The sequence below is a fragment of the Providencia sp. PROV130 genome, assembly GCF_028482225.1.
GTDB lineage: Bacteria > Pseudomonadota > Gammaproteobacteria > Enterobacterales > Enterobacteriaceae > Providencia > Providencia rettgeri.
Genome location: NZ_JAMPQC010000008.1, coordinates 40,143 through 55,901 on the forward strand (window position 1 = coordinate 40,143; position 15,759 = coordinate 55,901).

Annotated in this window: 16 protein-coding genes; 11 read left to right on the forward strand and 5 right to left on the reverse strand. The window is 43.1% G+C overall.

The features are described 5' to 3' along the window. Positions 1–10: 10 nt before the first annotated feature. The 3 genes from accB to acuI all read right to left on the reverse strand — a co-directional run bounded on the left by accB (position 11) and on the right by acuI (position 2,180). Entirely contained in the window at positions 11–481 is a 471-nt protein-coding gene (gene accB, locus PSF28_RS07085; RefSeq protein WP_272684825.1) for an acetyl-CoA carboxylase biotin carboxyl carrier protein, read from the reverse strand. An 18-nt stretch (positions 482–499) separates the two neighbouring features. Then, positions 500–964, reverse strand: coding sequence for a type II 3-dehydroquinate dehydratase (gene aroQ, locus PSF28_RS07090; RefSeq protein WP_004908209.1), 465 nt, complete (start codon positions 962–964; stop codon positions 500–502). Positions 965–1,196: 232 nt separating this feature from the next. Further along, positions 1,197–2,180, reverse strand: coding sequence for an acrylyl-CoA reductase (NADPH) (gene acuI, locus PSF28_RS07095; protein ID WP_272684826.1), 984 nt, complete (start codon positions 2,178–2,180; stop codon positions 1,197–1,199). A gap of 604 nt (positions 2,181–2,784) precedes the next feature. Between acuI and PSF28_RS07100 the strand changes: the two genes are divergently transcribed. The 11 genes from PSF28_RS07100 to PSF28_RS07150 all read left to right on the forward strand — a co-directional run bounded on the left by PSF28_RS07100 (position 2,785) and on the right by PSF28_RS07150 (position 15,158). Continuing rightward, complete coding sequence (locus tag PSF28_RS07100) at positions 2,785–3,828, forward strand: rod shape-determining protein (RefSeq protein ID WP_004908213.1); 1,044 nt, start codon at positions 2,785–2,787, stop codon at positions 3,826–3,828. Positions 3,829–3,914: 86 nt separating this feature from the next. After that, complete coding sequence (gene mreC / locus PSF28_RS07105) at positions 3,915–4,883, forward strand: rod shape-determining protein MreC (RefSeq protein ID WP_109911672.1); 969 nt, start codon at positions 3,915–3,917, stop codon at positions 4,881–4,883. A gap of 44 nt (positions 4,884–4,927) precedes the next feature. Next, the gene (gene mreD, locus PSF28_RS07110; RefSeq protein ID WP_115167923.1) at positions 4,928–5,416 is read left to right on the forward strand and encodes a rod shape-determining protein MreD; all 489 of its coding nucleotides are present in this window, start codon (positions 4,928–4,930) and stop codon (positions 5,414–5,416) included. Positions 5,417–5,451: 35 nt separating this feature from the next. Further along, entirely contained in the window at positions 5,452–6,039 is a 588-nt protein-coding gene (locus PSF28_RS07115) for a Maf family protein (RefSeq protein WP_210835932.1), read from the forward strand. Further along, the gene (rng, locus tag PSF28_RS07120; protein WP_004908223.1) at positions 6,036–7,505 is read left to right on the forward strand and encodes a ribonuclease G; all 1,470 of its coding nucleotides are present in this window, start codon (positions 6,036–6,038) and stop codon (positions 7,503–7,505) included. The genes PSF28_RS07115 and rng overlap by 4 nt, the downstream gene beginning before the upstream one ends. A 13-nt stretch (positions 7,506–7,518) precedes the next feature. Further along, entirely contained in the window at positions 7,519–11,310 is a 3,792-nt protein-coding gene (gene yhdP / locus PSF28_RS07125) for an AsmA2 domain-containing protein YhdP (protein ID WP_272684827.1), read from the forward strand. Continuing rightward, entirely contained in the window at positions 11,310–12,161 is an 852-nt protein-coding gene (nit1, locus tag PSF28_RS07130) for a deaminated glutathione amidase (protein WP_004908231.1), read from the forward strand. The genes yhdP and nit1 overlap by 1 nt, the downstream gene beginning before the upstream one ends. Before the next feature lie 5 nt (positions 12,162–12,166). Beyond that, a complete protein-coding gene (gene tldD, locus PSF28_RS07135) occupies positions 12,167–13,612 on the forward strand; it encodes a metalloprotease TldD (RefSeq protein ID WP_272684828.1) in 1,446 nt (481 codons plus the stop codon). A gap of 109 nt (positions 13,613–13,721) precedes the next feature. Next, on the forward strand, positions 13,722–14,210 hold the full coding sequence (locus PSF28_RS07140) for a ribonuclease domain-containing protein (protein WP_110731670.1): 489 nt from the start codon (positions 13,722–13,724) through the stop codon (positions 14,208–14,210). Between the two features lie 12 nt (positions 14,211–14,222). Next, positions 14,223–14,510, forward strand: coding sequence for a barstar family protein (locus tag PSF28_RS07145; protein WP_210835939.1), 288 nt, complete (start codon positions 14,223–14,225; stop codon positions 14,508–14,510). A 60-nt stretch (positions 14,511–14,570) separates the two neighbouring features. Then, entirely contained in the window at positions 14,571–15,158 is a 588-nt protein-coding gene (locus PSF28_RS07150) for an RBBP9/YdeN family alpha/beta hydrolase (protein WP_004908243.1), read from the forward strand. Here PSF28_RS07150 and PSF28_RS07155 read toward each other — a convergent pair. Beyond that, a complete protein-coding gene (locus tag PSF28_RS07155) occupies positions 15,155–15,484 on the reverse strand; it encodes a low molecular weight protein tyrosine phosphatase family protein (protein WP_210835941.1) in 330 nt (109 codons plus the stop codon). The genes PSF28_RS07150 and PSF28_RS07155 overlap by 4 nt on opposite strands. Continuing rightward, a complete protein-coding gene (locus PSF28_RS07160; RefSeq protein WP_210835947.1) occupies positions 15,481–15,714 on the reverse strand; it encodes a hypothetical protein in 234 nt (77 codons plus the stop codon). Before PSF28_RS07160 ends, PSF28_RS07155 begins: the two co-directional genes overlap by 4 nt. Positions 15,715–15,759: the final 45 nt, after the last annotated feature.

The following is a 15,759-nucleotide window of genomic DNA, read 5'->3' on the forward strand; positions in this document are numbered from 1 at the left end:
AAACGCCTCGTTATTCGATGACAACTAATGGCTCGTCAAATTCTACTGCATCACCGTTTTGCAACAGAATGGCTTTAACAACGCCTGCTTTATCTGCTTCGATTTGGTTCATCATTTTCATCGCTTCAACGATGCAAAGTGGATCACCAACGCTGACCGTTTGACCAACTTCAACGAATGATTTCGCTTCTGGGCTTGGTGCGCGGTAGAAAGTACCAACCATTGGTGAGCGAACTTGGTGACCTGCAACTGCTGCTGGTGCAGCTGGCGCTACCATTGCTTCAGATGGTGCAACCGCATTAGCCAGAGCAGGTTGTTGTGCAACCGGTGCTGAGTAATACTGTTGAGGTGCAGCCATAACCTGAGCAGCAGGTGAAACGCGGCTGATACGTACTGACTCTTCCCCTTCAGAAATTTCCAGTTCAGAAATGCCAGACTCTTCGACCAGCTCGATCAGCTTTTTAATTTTACGAATATCCATGGATATGATTCCGTACTCTTATATTTGGATTGAATTAATTAGGCGCAGACGGTTAACCGCTGCCTGTAAAGCAAAACTATAACCATCAGCACCTAGACCACAAATTACACCGATAGCTTTATCGGAGAAATAAGAATGTTGGCGAAATGATTCCCTAGCATGCACATTAGACAGGTGGATCTCGATAAACGGGATACTCACCGCGAGTAATGCATCACGTAGTGCAACACTGGTATGTGTGAATGCAGCCGGATTGATGAGGATAAAATCAACATCATGACGTGCAGCATGAATTTTATCGATGAGTTCAAATTCTGCGTTTGACTGAAAATGACTCAGTTTTACTCCTAGCGGGTTTGCCTCTGCCTCGAGCTTGGATACGATATCAGCAAGAGTTTGGTTGCCGTATTTATCAGGTTCCCGTGTACCTAGCAGGTTCAGGTTTGGCCCATTCAAGAGTAAAATGTGAATATCTTCTGCCATTATGCTGCTAACTCCGACGATATTATCAATAGCCCGACAACATAACGCGATGCTAAGCGTTTGTCATCTTTTATCATAAAAATAAATGGATTTTCTACTGACAAAGTCCGTCATTATAATTATTTCGTGACATATAGCAGCAAAATACTGGTCTTATCAGAGAAATTACCCGAATTTATTTTTGAAAATGTGCGGTAATCCCTATTTAGGCGGGAGTACCGCAATAAATGCGTTACTCCGCTAGTAGGTTAACTAGCGTACGCCCAGTGACTTCATTTTTTAAGAGTTTTTTTGCATATTCGACACAATCTTCTAATTTAATCTCATTGCTGACTTGCTCATAGAAAGCCGCGGGGAGAGTATCTGCAAGGCGCTGCCATACTTTAGTGCGATTTGCAGCAGGGTAGTAAACAGAATCCACACCTTGTAGGCGGACATTACGTAAAATGAATGGCATGACGCTAGTTGGTAAGTCGAAGCCACCGGCTAAACCGCAGGCAGCAACAGTACCATTATAGTGCGTTTGTGCAAGAAGATTGGCGAGTAATTCACCGCCTACAGTATCAATCGCCCCTGCCCATAGCTGTTTGTCTAATGGCTTAACAGGGTGAGTGAAATCACTGCGAGGTAATACTCTCTTGGCACCTAAACTTTGCAGGTAACTGCTGTTTTCTTCTCGACCTGAAATCGCGACAACCTCATAACCCAGTAGAGACAGTAATTGCACGGCAGTACTACCAACACCACCGCTAGCGCCACTCACGATGACTTCGCCTTTATCTGGCGTCACACCCGCTTCTTCTAAAGCGTTTACGCAGAGCATAGCGGTAAAGCCAGCAGTGCCAATAACCATCGCTTGCTTTAAAGATAAATTCTCTGGAAGAGGCGTTAAATATTTAGCCGGAACCCTTGCTTGAGACGCTAAACCTCCCCAATGCGTTTCGCCCACCCCCCATCCTGTCAGTAGCACATGTTGGCCAATTTGGAAGCGGGGGTCTTCACTGTGGTGGATCACGCCTGAAAAATCGATACCAGGTACCATCGGATATTGGCGAACAACCCCTGCCTTTCCACAAATGGCTAACCCATCTTTATAATTGAGTGTGGACCAATGAATATCGACTATAATATCACCGGCCGGGAGCATTTCTGTCGTTAGAGGTTGAATGCCAGAGATAATTTTATCTTCCGATTGTTGCAGGACCAGAGCTTTCATCTTTCACTCCTAGTAAAATGATTAAATATGTATTTAAAAATGCCTAAAATTTGCGGGTAATTCATTGACGTAGTGACAGTGTTTAAGCTATTAATATTGTAATTAATTTGTAAAAAATCATTTTTTTCTGGCATAAATAGGCTTTTATCATGCAAAATATCGCATCTCGACGGATTCATTTTGCGTATTGACATAAATTTGCCGCGTTTTTGGTAGATAATAGAGCGAACACCCAGCGAATTCACCCAATTTGTATTGGAAATAGCCAGTGTGTAGCAATAATAAAAAGAACTAAAGAATATTTGAACTTGTTGCCCCAATAACTTGTCACACTGGGAAGAAAAAGATGGAGTATATAACAACCAAAGAGTAGATGTTTTTCTGTATAATTTTATCCTGTAGGTAAAGAATACAATTAATATCTATTTTTGGGGTTTTTATCTGCTTCGTTTACATAAGAAGCATGTACAGTACGGTACGTGAAAAATAGATGAATTAACCATATTTATAGAAGCAGCTCATTAACGCCTTGAGGCAGCTTCAAGTGGTTGGTAGAGTAGACGGGTTTAAATTCGTCCCCAGCTTGCAGGATAACTCTTTCGTTATGTTTAAAAAATTTCGTGGCATGTTTTCTAATGACCTGTCTATTGACTTGGGTACGGCCAATACCCTTATTTATGTCAAAGGACAAGGCGTAAAATTAAATGAACCCTCTGTAGTTGCTATTCGTCAAGACCGCTCTGGATCGCCAAAAAGCGTTGCTGCAGTCGGTGGTGAAGCGAAGCAGATGCTGGGACGTACACCAGGCAATATTTCGGCAATCAGGCCAATGAAAGACGGTGTTATTGCTGACTTTTTCTTGACTGAAAAAATGTTACAGCACTTCATCAAACAAGTTCATAGTAATAGTTTTTTACGCCCAAGTCCGCGTGTCCTTGTTTGTGTGCCTGTTGGTGCGACACAAGTTGAACGTAAAGCCATTCGTGAATCTGCGTTAAGTGCGGGTGCGCGTGAAGTCTTCTTAATTGAAGAACCGATGGCTGCCGCTATTGGTGCTGGGTTACCTGTATCAGAAGCAACAGGCTCAATGGTTGTTGATATCGGTGGTGGTACAACAGAAGTCGCTGTTATTTCTTTAAATGGCGTTGTTTACTCTTCTTCGGTACGTATTGGTGGTGACCGTTTCGATGAGTCTATCATTAACTATGTACGCCGTAATTATGGCTCACTAATAGGTGAAGCGACAGCAGAACGCATTAAACATGGAATTGGTTCTGCATTCCCAACCGACGAAGTTTACGAGATTGAAGTTCGCGGTCGTAACCTTGCAGAAGGTGTGCCTCGCGGATTTAAAATGAATTCCAATGAAATTTTAGAGGCATTGCAAGAACCTCTAACAGGAATTGTCAGCGCAGTAATGCTAGCACTTGAACAGTGTCCTCCTGAACTGGCCTCAGATATCTCAGAACGCGGTATGGTCTTAACGGGTGGTGGCGCGCTTCTTCGTAATTTAGATCGCTTATTGATGGAAGAAACGGGTATTCCGGTTATCGTTGCAGAAGATCCACTAACTTGTGTCGCGCGTGGCGGCGGTAAAGCGTTAGAAATGATTGATATGCACGGAGGCGACCTGTTTAGCGAAGACTAAATGGCCTTTTAGAAACAGTTGGGGAAGGTTCTCCAACTGTTTTGACTATTTTTTGTTCCTCTGACATTAGCGAAACTTAGCCACACATGAAGCCAATTTTTAGGCGAGGTCCATCCCTACAGTTACGCATATTTTTTGCGGTAATCATTGCACTTGTACTGGTGGTGATTGACCATCGTTTTGAGCCTTTCAATAAAGTCCGTAACTACTTAGACACGGCGGTTAGCCCATTCTATTTTTTAGCGAATGGCCCTCGCCAATTTCTAGATAATATTTCCGAAAGTTTCTCTTCAAGAGAACAACTGCAATTCGAAAATAAAGCCTTACGCCAAGAGCTATTACTGAAAAAAGCGGACAACTTGCTTTTAGAGCAACTTAAGCAGGAAAATGCACGCTTAAGGGAGTTACTTGGCTCGCCACTTCGTCAAGATGAACACATGATGGTAACGCAGGTTATTTCAGGGGCAAACACGCCATATCGTGACCAAGTAGTTATAGATAAAGGCAGTAATGAAGGCGTTTATGAAGGGCAACCCGTTATTAGTGATAAAGGCGTTGTTGGCCAAGTGGTTGGGGTAAGTAACTTTAATAGCCGTGTCCTGCTAATTTGTGACACTACCCATGCATTGCCTGTGCAAGTATTACGTAATGATGTTCGTGTGATTGCAGCCGGTTCCGGATGTGCTGATGATATCCAATTAGAACCGTTACCTGAAAATACCGATATTCGTGTTGGTGACGTCCTTGTCACGTCAGGGTTAGGGGGGCGTTTCCCTGAAGGTTATCCAGTAGGGGTGGTCTCTGCCGTAAAACATGACACACAACGAGCGTATACCATCATTAGCGCGAAGCCGAGCGCCGAATTACAGCGTTTACGTTATCTTTTGTTATTATGGGGAAATGATAACGACCCTAAAACACCATTACAGCCTTCGGAAGTCTATCGGGCAGCAAATGAACGCTTAATGAAAGTATTGCCACAAGTATTACCTAACCCGAATGAAATTCAGGGGCCTCCATTGCCACCCTCAATGGCTCCGACGTCACAACCATAAGTAGAGGAAACACAGTATGGTTATGGGCAAGAGAGTAAATTAGCATGGATGAGTATCGTGGAAATGGCCGTGCCATCATTTGGTTATCGTTTTTCATTGCGTTGATATTGCAAGTCATGCCTTGGCCGGAGCAACTCAGCTTTTACCGGCCATCATGGCTTCTGTTGATTCTCACTTATTGGGTGATGGCGCTACCACACCGTGTGAGTGTTGGCACGAGCTTTATCTTAGGGATTATCGTTGATTCCATTCAGGGTTCAGCACTGGGGGTACATGCCCTCTCTTTTAGCATTATTTGCTATCTCGTCTCTTATAAGCACCAGTTGTTGCGTAATATGGCGCTGTGGCAGCAAGCACTGGTGATTATGTTGCTTACTATCATTCAGGATCTTGCTGTTTTTTGGGCTGAATTTCTATCATCACAAGTATTATTCCATCCGCAAGTATTTTGGAATAGCGTAGTGAATGGTATTCTATGGCCATGGCTATTTTTGCTTTTACGTAAAATTCGCCGGCAATTTTCAGTATGTTAGGATGTTAGTTGTCGGTCTGACTGGGAATACAGTTTATGTGTTTAATTTATCTTGCGTCTGGCTCACCCCGTCGACGTGAACTTGTTCAGCAACTTAATTATACCTTTGAAATCTTGCGTCCAGAGGTAGAAGAACAGTGGCAGGAAGGGGAGACACCTCAAGACTATGTGCAACGTCTTGCACGAGATAAATCTTTAGCCGGTGTTGCGATAGCACCCGATAATCAACCTGTTTTGGGCGCGGATACTATCGTTGTTCTTGCAGGCAAAATTTTGGAAAAACCGCGAGATGGCCAGCATGCAGAAGAGATGCTAAGTGCGTTATCGGGAAAAACTCATCAAGTGATGACGGCTATTGCCTTATCCAACCGTCAACAGACGATACAGTCACTAATTGTGACAGATGTGACATTCCGCGAGTTATCTTTACTCGAAATACGGGATTATATACAGTCAGGAGAGCCAATGGATAAGGCTGGCGCTTATGGAATTCAAGGCATTGGTGGGCGTTTTATACGTAAAATCAATGGCAGCTACCATGGGGTTGTTGGTTTACCACTGGTTGAAACAGACGAGCTAATTCAGCGATTTTTAGCGTTAAGTGATGGTAAGGGGAAGTCATGACTGCGGAACTATTAGTGAACATTACACCATCTGAAACGCGCGTTGCTTATATTGATGGTGGGATATTACAAGAAATTCATGTTGAGCGAGAAGCAAAAAGAGGATTAGTAGGGAATATTTACAAAGGCCGCGTGAGCCGTGTCTTACCGGGGATGCAGGCGGCCTTTGTTGATATTGGTCTAGATAAAGCGGCCTTTTTGCATGCTTCGGATATTATGCCCCATACGGAATGCATTGCGGGTGACGAACAAAAGAACTTTCATGTCAGGGACATCGCTGAGCTCGTTAAGCAAGGACAAGACTTAATTGTTCAAGTCGTTAAGGACCCCCTTGGCACCAAAGGCGCTCGCCTTACTACAGATATAACTCTCCCTTCTCGTTATTTGGTCTTTATGCCAGGGGCTTCCCATGTGGGCGTTTCTCAACGTATTGAAAGTGAAGTTGAAAGAGAACGCCTAAAAGAGTGTGTTTCACAGTATTGTGATGAAAATGGTGGTTTTATCATCCGTACGGCAGCAGAAGGGGTCGGGGAAGAGGAAGTTAAACAGGATGCGGCCTTCTTAAAGCGCCTGTGGGCGAAAGTGATTGAACGAAAAAAACGTAATGTGACTCGCACAAAAATCTATGGTGAATTAGCGCTTGCTTACCGCATTATCCGTGATTTTGCTGGTGCTCATCTTGATCGTATACGTGTTGACTCCCGTTTGACCTATACTCAATTGCAAGAGTTTATCGAAGAGTATGTGCCAGAAATGACAGCTAAGCTCGAACTTTATCAAGGTAATCAGCCAATATTTGACTTGTTTGACGTTGAAAACGAAATTCAGCGAGCAATGGATCGAAAAGTAGAGCTAAAATCAGGTGGTTATTTGATTATCGACCAAACTGAAGCCATGACGACGATTGATATCAATACTGGGGCATTTGTTGGTCATCGTAATCTTGAAGAAACCATCTTCAATACTAATATCGAAGCGACTCAAGCAATAGCAAGGCAACTGCGTTTACGTAATTTAGGCGGTATTATTATTATTGACTTTATCGACATGGTTGACCCAGAACATCGTCGCCGTGTGCTAGCATCATTAGAACAGGCATTGAGTAAAGATAAAGTCAAAACCACCATTAATGGTTTTTCACAGCTAGGCTTAGTTGAAATGACGCGTAAGCGCACAAGAGAAAGCCTAGAACATGTGTTATGTGATGACTGCCCAACTTGCCAAGGGCGTGGAACCGTCAAGTCGGTAGAAACAGTTTGTTATGAAATTTTACGTGAAATAGTTCGCGTTCACCGTACTATCGATGCAGATAGGTTCTTAGTTTATGCATCCCAAGCGGTGGTTGATGTCCTTAAAGGGGATGAATCACATGCCCTTGCAGAAGTTGAAATCTTTGTTGGGAAGCAAGTTAAAGTTCAGACTGAACCTCTTTACAGTCAGGAACGTTTTGACGTCGTAATGATGTAATAAGGAGATTTGAGTGAGACGACTGCCACGTGTAGCACTGGTGACGACTGCGGTTATATTATTACTGTGCGCATTAGTGCTGTCAGGGCTGCGTTTTCTTCTGCCAAATATTGACAACTATCGACAGGATCTGGTCGATTATGTTGAAAAAAAGACCGATGTATCTGTACAAATTGGTAAAATCGAAGGGGCTTGGCAATCTTTTGGCCCTGTACTGACGTTATCCGATGTCGCTTTACAGAGTAAAACTACGGATGCCACCGCGAATACCATTACGGTTGAATTAGATATCTGGCGCTCATTATTTTCTCTACGCTGGCGCTTTCGTGATTTAACCTTCTATCAGTTAAATGTTGATTATAAAGTTCCTTTAAGCCTTGGAGACTCCGCGGAAGGCGAGTCTTTAGATAGCATTGAAGAGCTATTTTTACGCCAATTCGACCACTTTATATTAAAAGAAAGCCAACTAACCTTCCTCACACCTTCTGAACAAAAAACAACGCTGATTTTACCCGAGCTTTCATGGCTGAATGACAATGAACGGCATCGTGCTCAAGGTTTTGTGAGTCTTGAGACCATTAATAAGCAGCATGGCTATCTGCAAGTAAAGCTTGATGTGTCAGATAAAAACGGCGTGTTAAGTGACGGTATTTTTTATCTACAAGCGGATAATATTGATATGCAGCCATGGCTTAGCCGCTGGCTGCGCGATAATACTTCATTGCGGGATGCCAATTTTAGCCTGTCTTCTTGGGTAACCCTGAGAAATCATCGAATTGATAGCGGCCTTATTCAACTACGACAAGGCGAAGCTAACTGGGGAACGGGCGAATTAGCCCAAAACTTACAAGTTAATGATTTGCTTTTGCGAATGAAAAGGCAGGGGAATGGGTGGTTATTTAACATTCCTGAGCTTGATACCTTGAAAACCAATGAGTTTATCTGGCCGCAAGGGAGCGTCTCTGCATTGTATTTGCCTGCCAGCAAAAAATATCAAGATAATGACCATTGGCGCATCCGTGCTAAAGATATTGAACTCGAACGTTTAAGCGAAGTTTTACCCACATTTTCTTTTTTGACACCTGAAATGGTACAGGATTGGCAACATCGCCAACCAACTGGTGTAGTGAGTGAATTTGCCCTTGATATCACACAAAACATGCCTGAAAACGTACAAATCAACATGGATTGGCAAAATGTCAGCTGGAAAAAATGGAAAGAGTTGCCTTCAGTCAATCATTTTTCGGGTGTTTTAATTGGTGGCATGCAAAGTGGTAGTGCCACAGTTAGCTTGCAAGATAGTGAAGTGGACTATCGCGATGAATTTAAAGCTCCTTTTTTAATAAAGACGGCAGCAGGCCAGTTCCATTGGGTAAATAATGACAGTGAGTTTAAACTGTGGAGCCCATCATTAGGGGTACAAGCTCAGTCTCTTTGGGCTAATGGTGAGTTTCGTTATGCAAAAGCGAAAAAAGGAAATTATGCCGATCTCGCCATTCTTGCCGGAATTCGTTTAGATGATGCAGGGGATGCGTGGCGTTATTTCCCACAAAAATTAATGGGGCAAGATGTGGCGGATTACCTGACGAAAGCCATTATCGCAGGTAGTGTAGATAATGCGACGTTGGTCTATAAAGGTGACCCAGCTCATTTCCCATACGATAACAATGATGGGCAATTCCAGGTTTATGTCCCTCTGCGTAATGCGACATTCGAATATGACAGTGAATGGCCTGCATTATTGAACTTAGATATGGATTTAGACTTTAGGCGTGCAGGGCTATTTATGCATGCACCAACAGTAAAACTGGCGGATGCCACGGCAACCAATCTTGATGCTAATATCCCTGATTACACTAAAGAAATGCTGTATATCAATGCAGATATCAGTGGAACTGGAAAACAAATCCAGCAATATTTTGTGCATACCCCGATGAACCACTCAATTGGCGATACGCTTGAAGAGTTACAAATTGGGGGAACTGTTAATGGCCAGTTAGGGTTATCTATTCCACTGGTGGCGGGTAAGGATGTTGTCGCCAAAGGAAAGGTCAATCTCAATAAAAACGATTTATATATTCAGCCAATTGATAGCACTATTTCTGCTTTGACGGGCAGCTTTGAGTTTAACAATGGAGATTTACGCGGTGAAAACCTGCGTGGACACTGGTTTGAACAGCCAATTACTGTCGATTTCACTACCACTGACCAAGCAAAAAATTATTTAGTGGATGTGAATATTAGCGGAAACTGGGCGGTGAATAAGTTGGCAATGTTACCTGCTGAGATTAAACAAAAATTATCAGGAACCACTGACTGGAAAAGCCAAGTCGCTATCACCATTCCGAATACGGCAAAAGAACCCGTTGGCTTACAAATAGACGTCACCGCAGGGCTAAAACAACTGAAAAGCCAACTACCTGCTATTGATAACGCTTTGTTAGCAGAGCTTGGGCAAATTAATGTTCAAGCAAAAGGAACCACAGAACAGTTGGTGGTTGGTGGTGATATCGGTAAGCGCATTGGTTTTAATACTCAATGGGGATTGAGTGACAAACCTCTGAGTTTATTAAAAGCCCATATTGCCCAATGGCGTGACGGTATTCCTGAACTCCCTAAAAACTCAGCTTTTATTGTCGATTTGCCAGCGATTACTGATATGAACTGGGAGAAATTAGCTGGGTTACTAGTGTCATCCCATAGCCGCGAAGGTGGTATGAATATTGGCTTGCCGGATATGCTCCAGGTCAATATTCCGTCAATCTACCTCGCTGGGCAGCAATGGAACGCAGTAAACTTTTCTTATGATTTACAACGGACTGAGCAGTTGGTCAGTATCAACAGTGAAAACCTAAAAGGCTCGTTACAAATCTTTGCTTCACAGCCTTGGCAGGTCGCTATTGATTATTTGTATTACAACCCTAGCACTTCCTCTAGTGCTCAAATCAATGACCTTGCCACAACACAATTTGATTTTAGCCAATGGCCACAATTGCAGTTTCATTGTAAAGAATGTTGGGTTGCTGGGCAGAAATTGGGTGAAATTAGTGCGAATATCCAACCTAAAGGGACGTTATTGCAACTGACCGATGGCACGCTAGATAACAGTGTTACGAAATTAACGCTAGATGCTATTTGGAATAGCGAAAACGGCAATAAAACGCAAATTGCAGGTTCATTGACCGGCGAAGCTTTTGACGAAACAGCAGCGTATTTTGGTATATTGGTTCCCATTATCCAATCACCTTATACTATTGAATTTGATTTAGATTGGGCTAATTTGCCTTGGTCACCAGATATTGCCTCTTTAAATGGTAAAATGTCTGCAAAATTGGGTAAAGGAGCGATTGCACAAATGGGGGGCGGTCGTGCAGGGCAAATATTGCGTCTAGTCAGCTTTGATGCGCTGTTGCGTAAACTACGATTTGATTTTAGCGATACATTTAGTGATGACTTTGATTTTGATTCCATTAAAGGTGATGCGACCATTAAAAATGGTGTACTGGTTTCGAAAAATACCTATGTTGATGGTTTAGTTGCCGATATTGCTTTTAATGGTCAAATTGACCTCGTTAAACGCCAAATTAATGTTGAAGCCGTCATTACACCGGAAATATCTGCTACAGTAGGAGTAGCAACCGCGTTTGTGGTAAACCCATTTGCAGGCGCTGCCGTATTTGCGGCAACGAAAGTGCTCGGTCCACTATGGAGTAAAGTTTCCGTTATTCGTTACCGAGTAACAGGTAGCTTGGACGAGCCGAAAATTGATGAAGTATTACGTCAACTGAAGGAGACTCAAGAGTAATGAAAAATGGCAACGTTGCACTTTTGCAGTTATGTAGTGGAAATAATACTAAACACAATTTGGCGCAAATCGAACAACAGATCAAACAGTTACCAGAAACTGTTGAGTTAGTACTGACACCTGAAAACGCATTGTTATTTGCAGATGCAGCGACCTATCGTAAACAAGCGGAAGAGCAAGGAAAAGGCCCTTTGCAAAAAGCGATCAGCGCAATGGCCAAACGTTATCATGTTTGGATTTTAATTGGCTCAATGCCAATGATTAGCCGTGAAGATCCCGAACGTATTACAAGTAGTAGCTTATTATTTGATGCTGAAGGAAACATTAAAGCGCGCTACGATAAAATTCATATGTTTGATGTCAATATCGAAGATGAACAAGGCACTTATAACGAATCCGTGATTTATCAGCGTGGTGAACATATTACCGTTGTTGATACGCCGGTGGGTCGCCTTGGTATGACGATTTGTTATGATTTACGCTTTCCTGGTTTATTCCAAGCATTACGTGAGCAAGGTGCAGAAATTATCTCTGTACCAGCGGCATTTACCCGTTACACCGGTCAAGCACATTGGGAGCCGTTATTACGAGCTCGTGCGATAGAAAACCAATGCTATATTTTAGCACCTGCTCAAGTCGGTGTGCACGGCACACGTCGCACGTGGGGGCATAGCCTTGCGGTTGATGGGTGGGGTAAAGTGATGAAAAAGAACGTGGATGCAGTCGCTTCTACGGTACTGAATATTAAAACAGACAGCTTGAGTGTCATGCGCGAGCAAATAAAAGTGGTGAAACACAACCGTTTTAGACCGCAATTGACATCATTGATTAAAAAAGAAACCAAAGAGTAACGAATATGAGTTTAGTTTCTGTCAGCGAACATTTGCTGGCCGCCAACCGCCTTGGGCAAGAAAATCTGTATGACATTTTAGGTTTGTTATCTGAGCGCCATCTAGATTATGCGGATCTGTTCTTTCAATCGAGCTTCCATGAGTCATGGGTGCTTGAAGATAGGATCATCAAAGATGGCTCTTACAATATCGACCAAGGTGTTGGTGTGAGAGCTGTCAGTGGTGAAAAAACGGGTTTTGCTTATGCAGACCAAATTTCACTACACGCGCTGACACAAAGTGCTACCGCTGCACGCAGCATTGTGAATGAGCAAGGCTCTGGTAAATCACAAATTTTAACTAACGTTGAATATAAAAAACTGTATTCAGTGGCAGAGCCACTGCAAAGCTTATCGCGGGAACAAAAAATTGATTTGCTGCACCGTGTTGACCAAGTTGCACGCGCAGAAGACCCACGTGTCATTGAGGTCAATGCCAGTTTAACCGGTGTTTATGAGCAAGTGCTAGTCGCTGCAACAGATGGTACTTTGGCGGCAGATATTCGCCCGTTAGTGCGTTTGTCAGTCAGCGTGCTGGTGGAACATGACGGTAAGCGCGAACGCGGTGCAAGTGGCGGTGGTGGCCGTTATGGTTATGAATATTTCTTGGAAATTCACCAAGGGCAAGTGGTTGCTGAACAATATGCACGAGAAGCAGTGCGTATGGCACTGGTGAACTTGTCTGCGGTTGCGGCTCCTGCGGGAATGATGCCTGTTGTGCTGGGTGCCGGTTGGCCAGGGGTTCTATTGCATGAAGCGGTGGGGCATGGTTTAGAGGGTGACTTCAACCGTCGCGGCACTTCTGTCTTTTCTGACCAAATTGGTGAACAAGTGGCATCACCACTGTGTACCGTTGTGGATGATGGCACAATCGCGGGCCGTCGTGGCTCTCTCGCTATTGATGACGAAGGGGTACCTGGGCAGTATAACGTCCTAATAGAAAATGGTATTTTACGTAATTATATTCAAGATAAACTGAATGCACGCCTGATGGGAGTTACTCCAACAGGTAATGCACGTCGTGAATCTTATGCGCACTTACCGATGCCGCGCATGACCAATACCTACATGTTAGCAGGTACATTAACGCCAGAAGAAATTATTGCGAGTGTGGATAAAGGCATTTATGCACCAAACTTTGGTGGTGGTCAGGTAGATATCACCTCAGGTAAATTTGTATTTTCAACATCAGAAGCTTACCTGATTGAAAAGGGTAAGATTACTTCTCCTGTGAAGGGAGCGACGTTAATTGGCTCGGGTGTTGAAGCTATGCAGCAGATTTCAATGGTTGGTAATGACTTAGCGCTAGATAAAGGTGTTGGTGTTTGTGGCAAAGAAGGCCAAAGTGTTCCTGTTGGTGTAGGCCAACCAACATTAAAACTGGACAAACTGACTGTTGGCGGTACCGCATAATCGTTCATGGCAATATAAACTAGGCTCTGCTCGCCCTTGTAACAACTTCTTGTCGATGTTGTGACTGGGGCGATTGTGTGCCTGCAAAGCACAAAACAACTGAGGTGTTATGAATAAACGTTTTTTACCTGTCGTATTGATGGCTATTTTGATTGTGATTAGCCTTTATTTCAATGGTGGAGATAAAACACCATCTGAACCATCCATTAATCAAAGCAATCCACCTTCTCGTGAAGCGATAACACCAAAAGAAACACCACAACCGATTGATAAGCTAACTGCACAAGACAACGTGGTTAGTTTTATGGAAAAATATCAAAAACTTCCAGCTTTCTATATGACGAAGAAACAAGCCCGTGAAGCCGGATGGGATGCGAAAAAAGGTAACCTTTGCGATGTGTTACCTGGAAGAGCAATTGGCGGAGACCGTTTTTCTAACCGTGAAAAAAGTTTGCCAATTGCACAAGGGCGTCAGTGGTTTGAAGCAGATATCAATTATCGCTGTGGTCATCGCGGGGCAGACCGTTTGCTATACTCATCGGATGGAATGATTTTTGTGACTCATGACCACTATAAGAGCTTTACTCAAGTCCACTAAAGGAAAATCATAATGAGCAAACAGGTGAGCTTTGATTTCAGGCAAATAAATTCATTGAATGATTTTTATGACCAATTTGCTCAACAATTTTCCCTTCCTGATTGGTTTGGTCATAATCTTGATGCCCTGTGGGACATGGTTTCCGCAGGCATTGAATTGCCTGTAACCATCACGTTTTCACATATGACGGCCGAACAACGTATAAAATTCGCAGATGTTATTGATGTGATGAATGACGCACAAGATATGTGGGAAGAAGAGTTCGTTTTTGCTTTAGATATAACAAAAAGCTCTAACTAATATTCCTATCACTCATGGTAAAGTCTAAATAAGATAACTGAGCTGATAGGGGTCTTTAGGATGAATAACGTTACCTGCACTGCATTTCCGCTAAAAGAAAAAAAATTCCTTATTGTTCACGGCTATACGGCATCCCCTGATAAAAATTGGTTTCCATGGTTGAAATCAGAGCTTGAAGCCTTAGGCGCTTTTGTTAACGTCCCCACCATGCCTGATTCTTTAACTCCCGACCCTAAAAGGTGGCAGCAGCGCTTACAACACTTACCTTTTGATATTGATGAAAATACGGTTTTGATTGGTCATAGCTTAGGTTGCATTACCGCATTACGATTTTTGCAAAATACGAGGCAATCGGTAGCGGGTTATGTATTGGTATCAGGGTTTGATGAAACGCAAGAAACATTGCCAGAATTACAGCATCACACCCTTGAGCCATTGAATTATGATGAACTCATACAGATAGCAAATAATCGAATATCGATTATATCAACCAATGATGAAATTGTGTCACCAAGGTCTTCGAAAGCATTGGCAGAGGCTTTAAAAACACAGGTTATTATTGAAGAATCTGCCGGGCATTTCCTTGATAGAGAAGGCTATACTGAGTTCAAAACACTACTTGATACAATCAAAGCGCATTTTAGCTAGTTATGGCTGGTAAGAATACTAGGCACACTGGCTTTGAGTATTTCAATCAACTCTGGGTCCATATATGGATAGTCATCAGGGATATCCAGAACATGAAGCGGTTTGTATTCCAAAAGGCGGGAAAAATCTGCTTTTAAGCGGTTTTTATGTTTTTGCTCCATCACAAAGATGACATCAGCCCAACGAATTAAGTCTGCATTGACGGGGCGTTGTGCATTACGGCTCGTTCCCGCTGAACGGGTGACCCAACTTTCATGGTTGCGCCAGATCTGCTCAGCGGTTGGACTACGCCATTGGTTTTTACTGCAGATGAATAAAATATTCACGAGTTGTTGTGTATCTCTTCAAGGCTAATACGGGCAAGTTGTATGTTACTTACTTGCGGGTATGCCATACCTAATTGGGCTGCACGGATCATTTTTTCGCTTCGACCGTACATCTGTTTCCAGTTTTTTTCAGGTATATAGCAGTCAACTAGGCGTGAATTTAGTTGATCGCGGGATTTATTGATACGAGCTTTGGCTCTGCGCCATGCTCTATTTCGGGTATTATCCATATCTTCCTCATTATTTATCGGGGTTCAGCAGCCGCGATAATACGG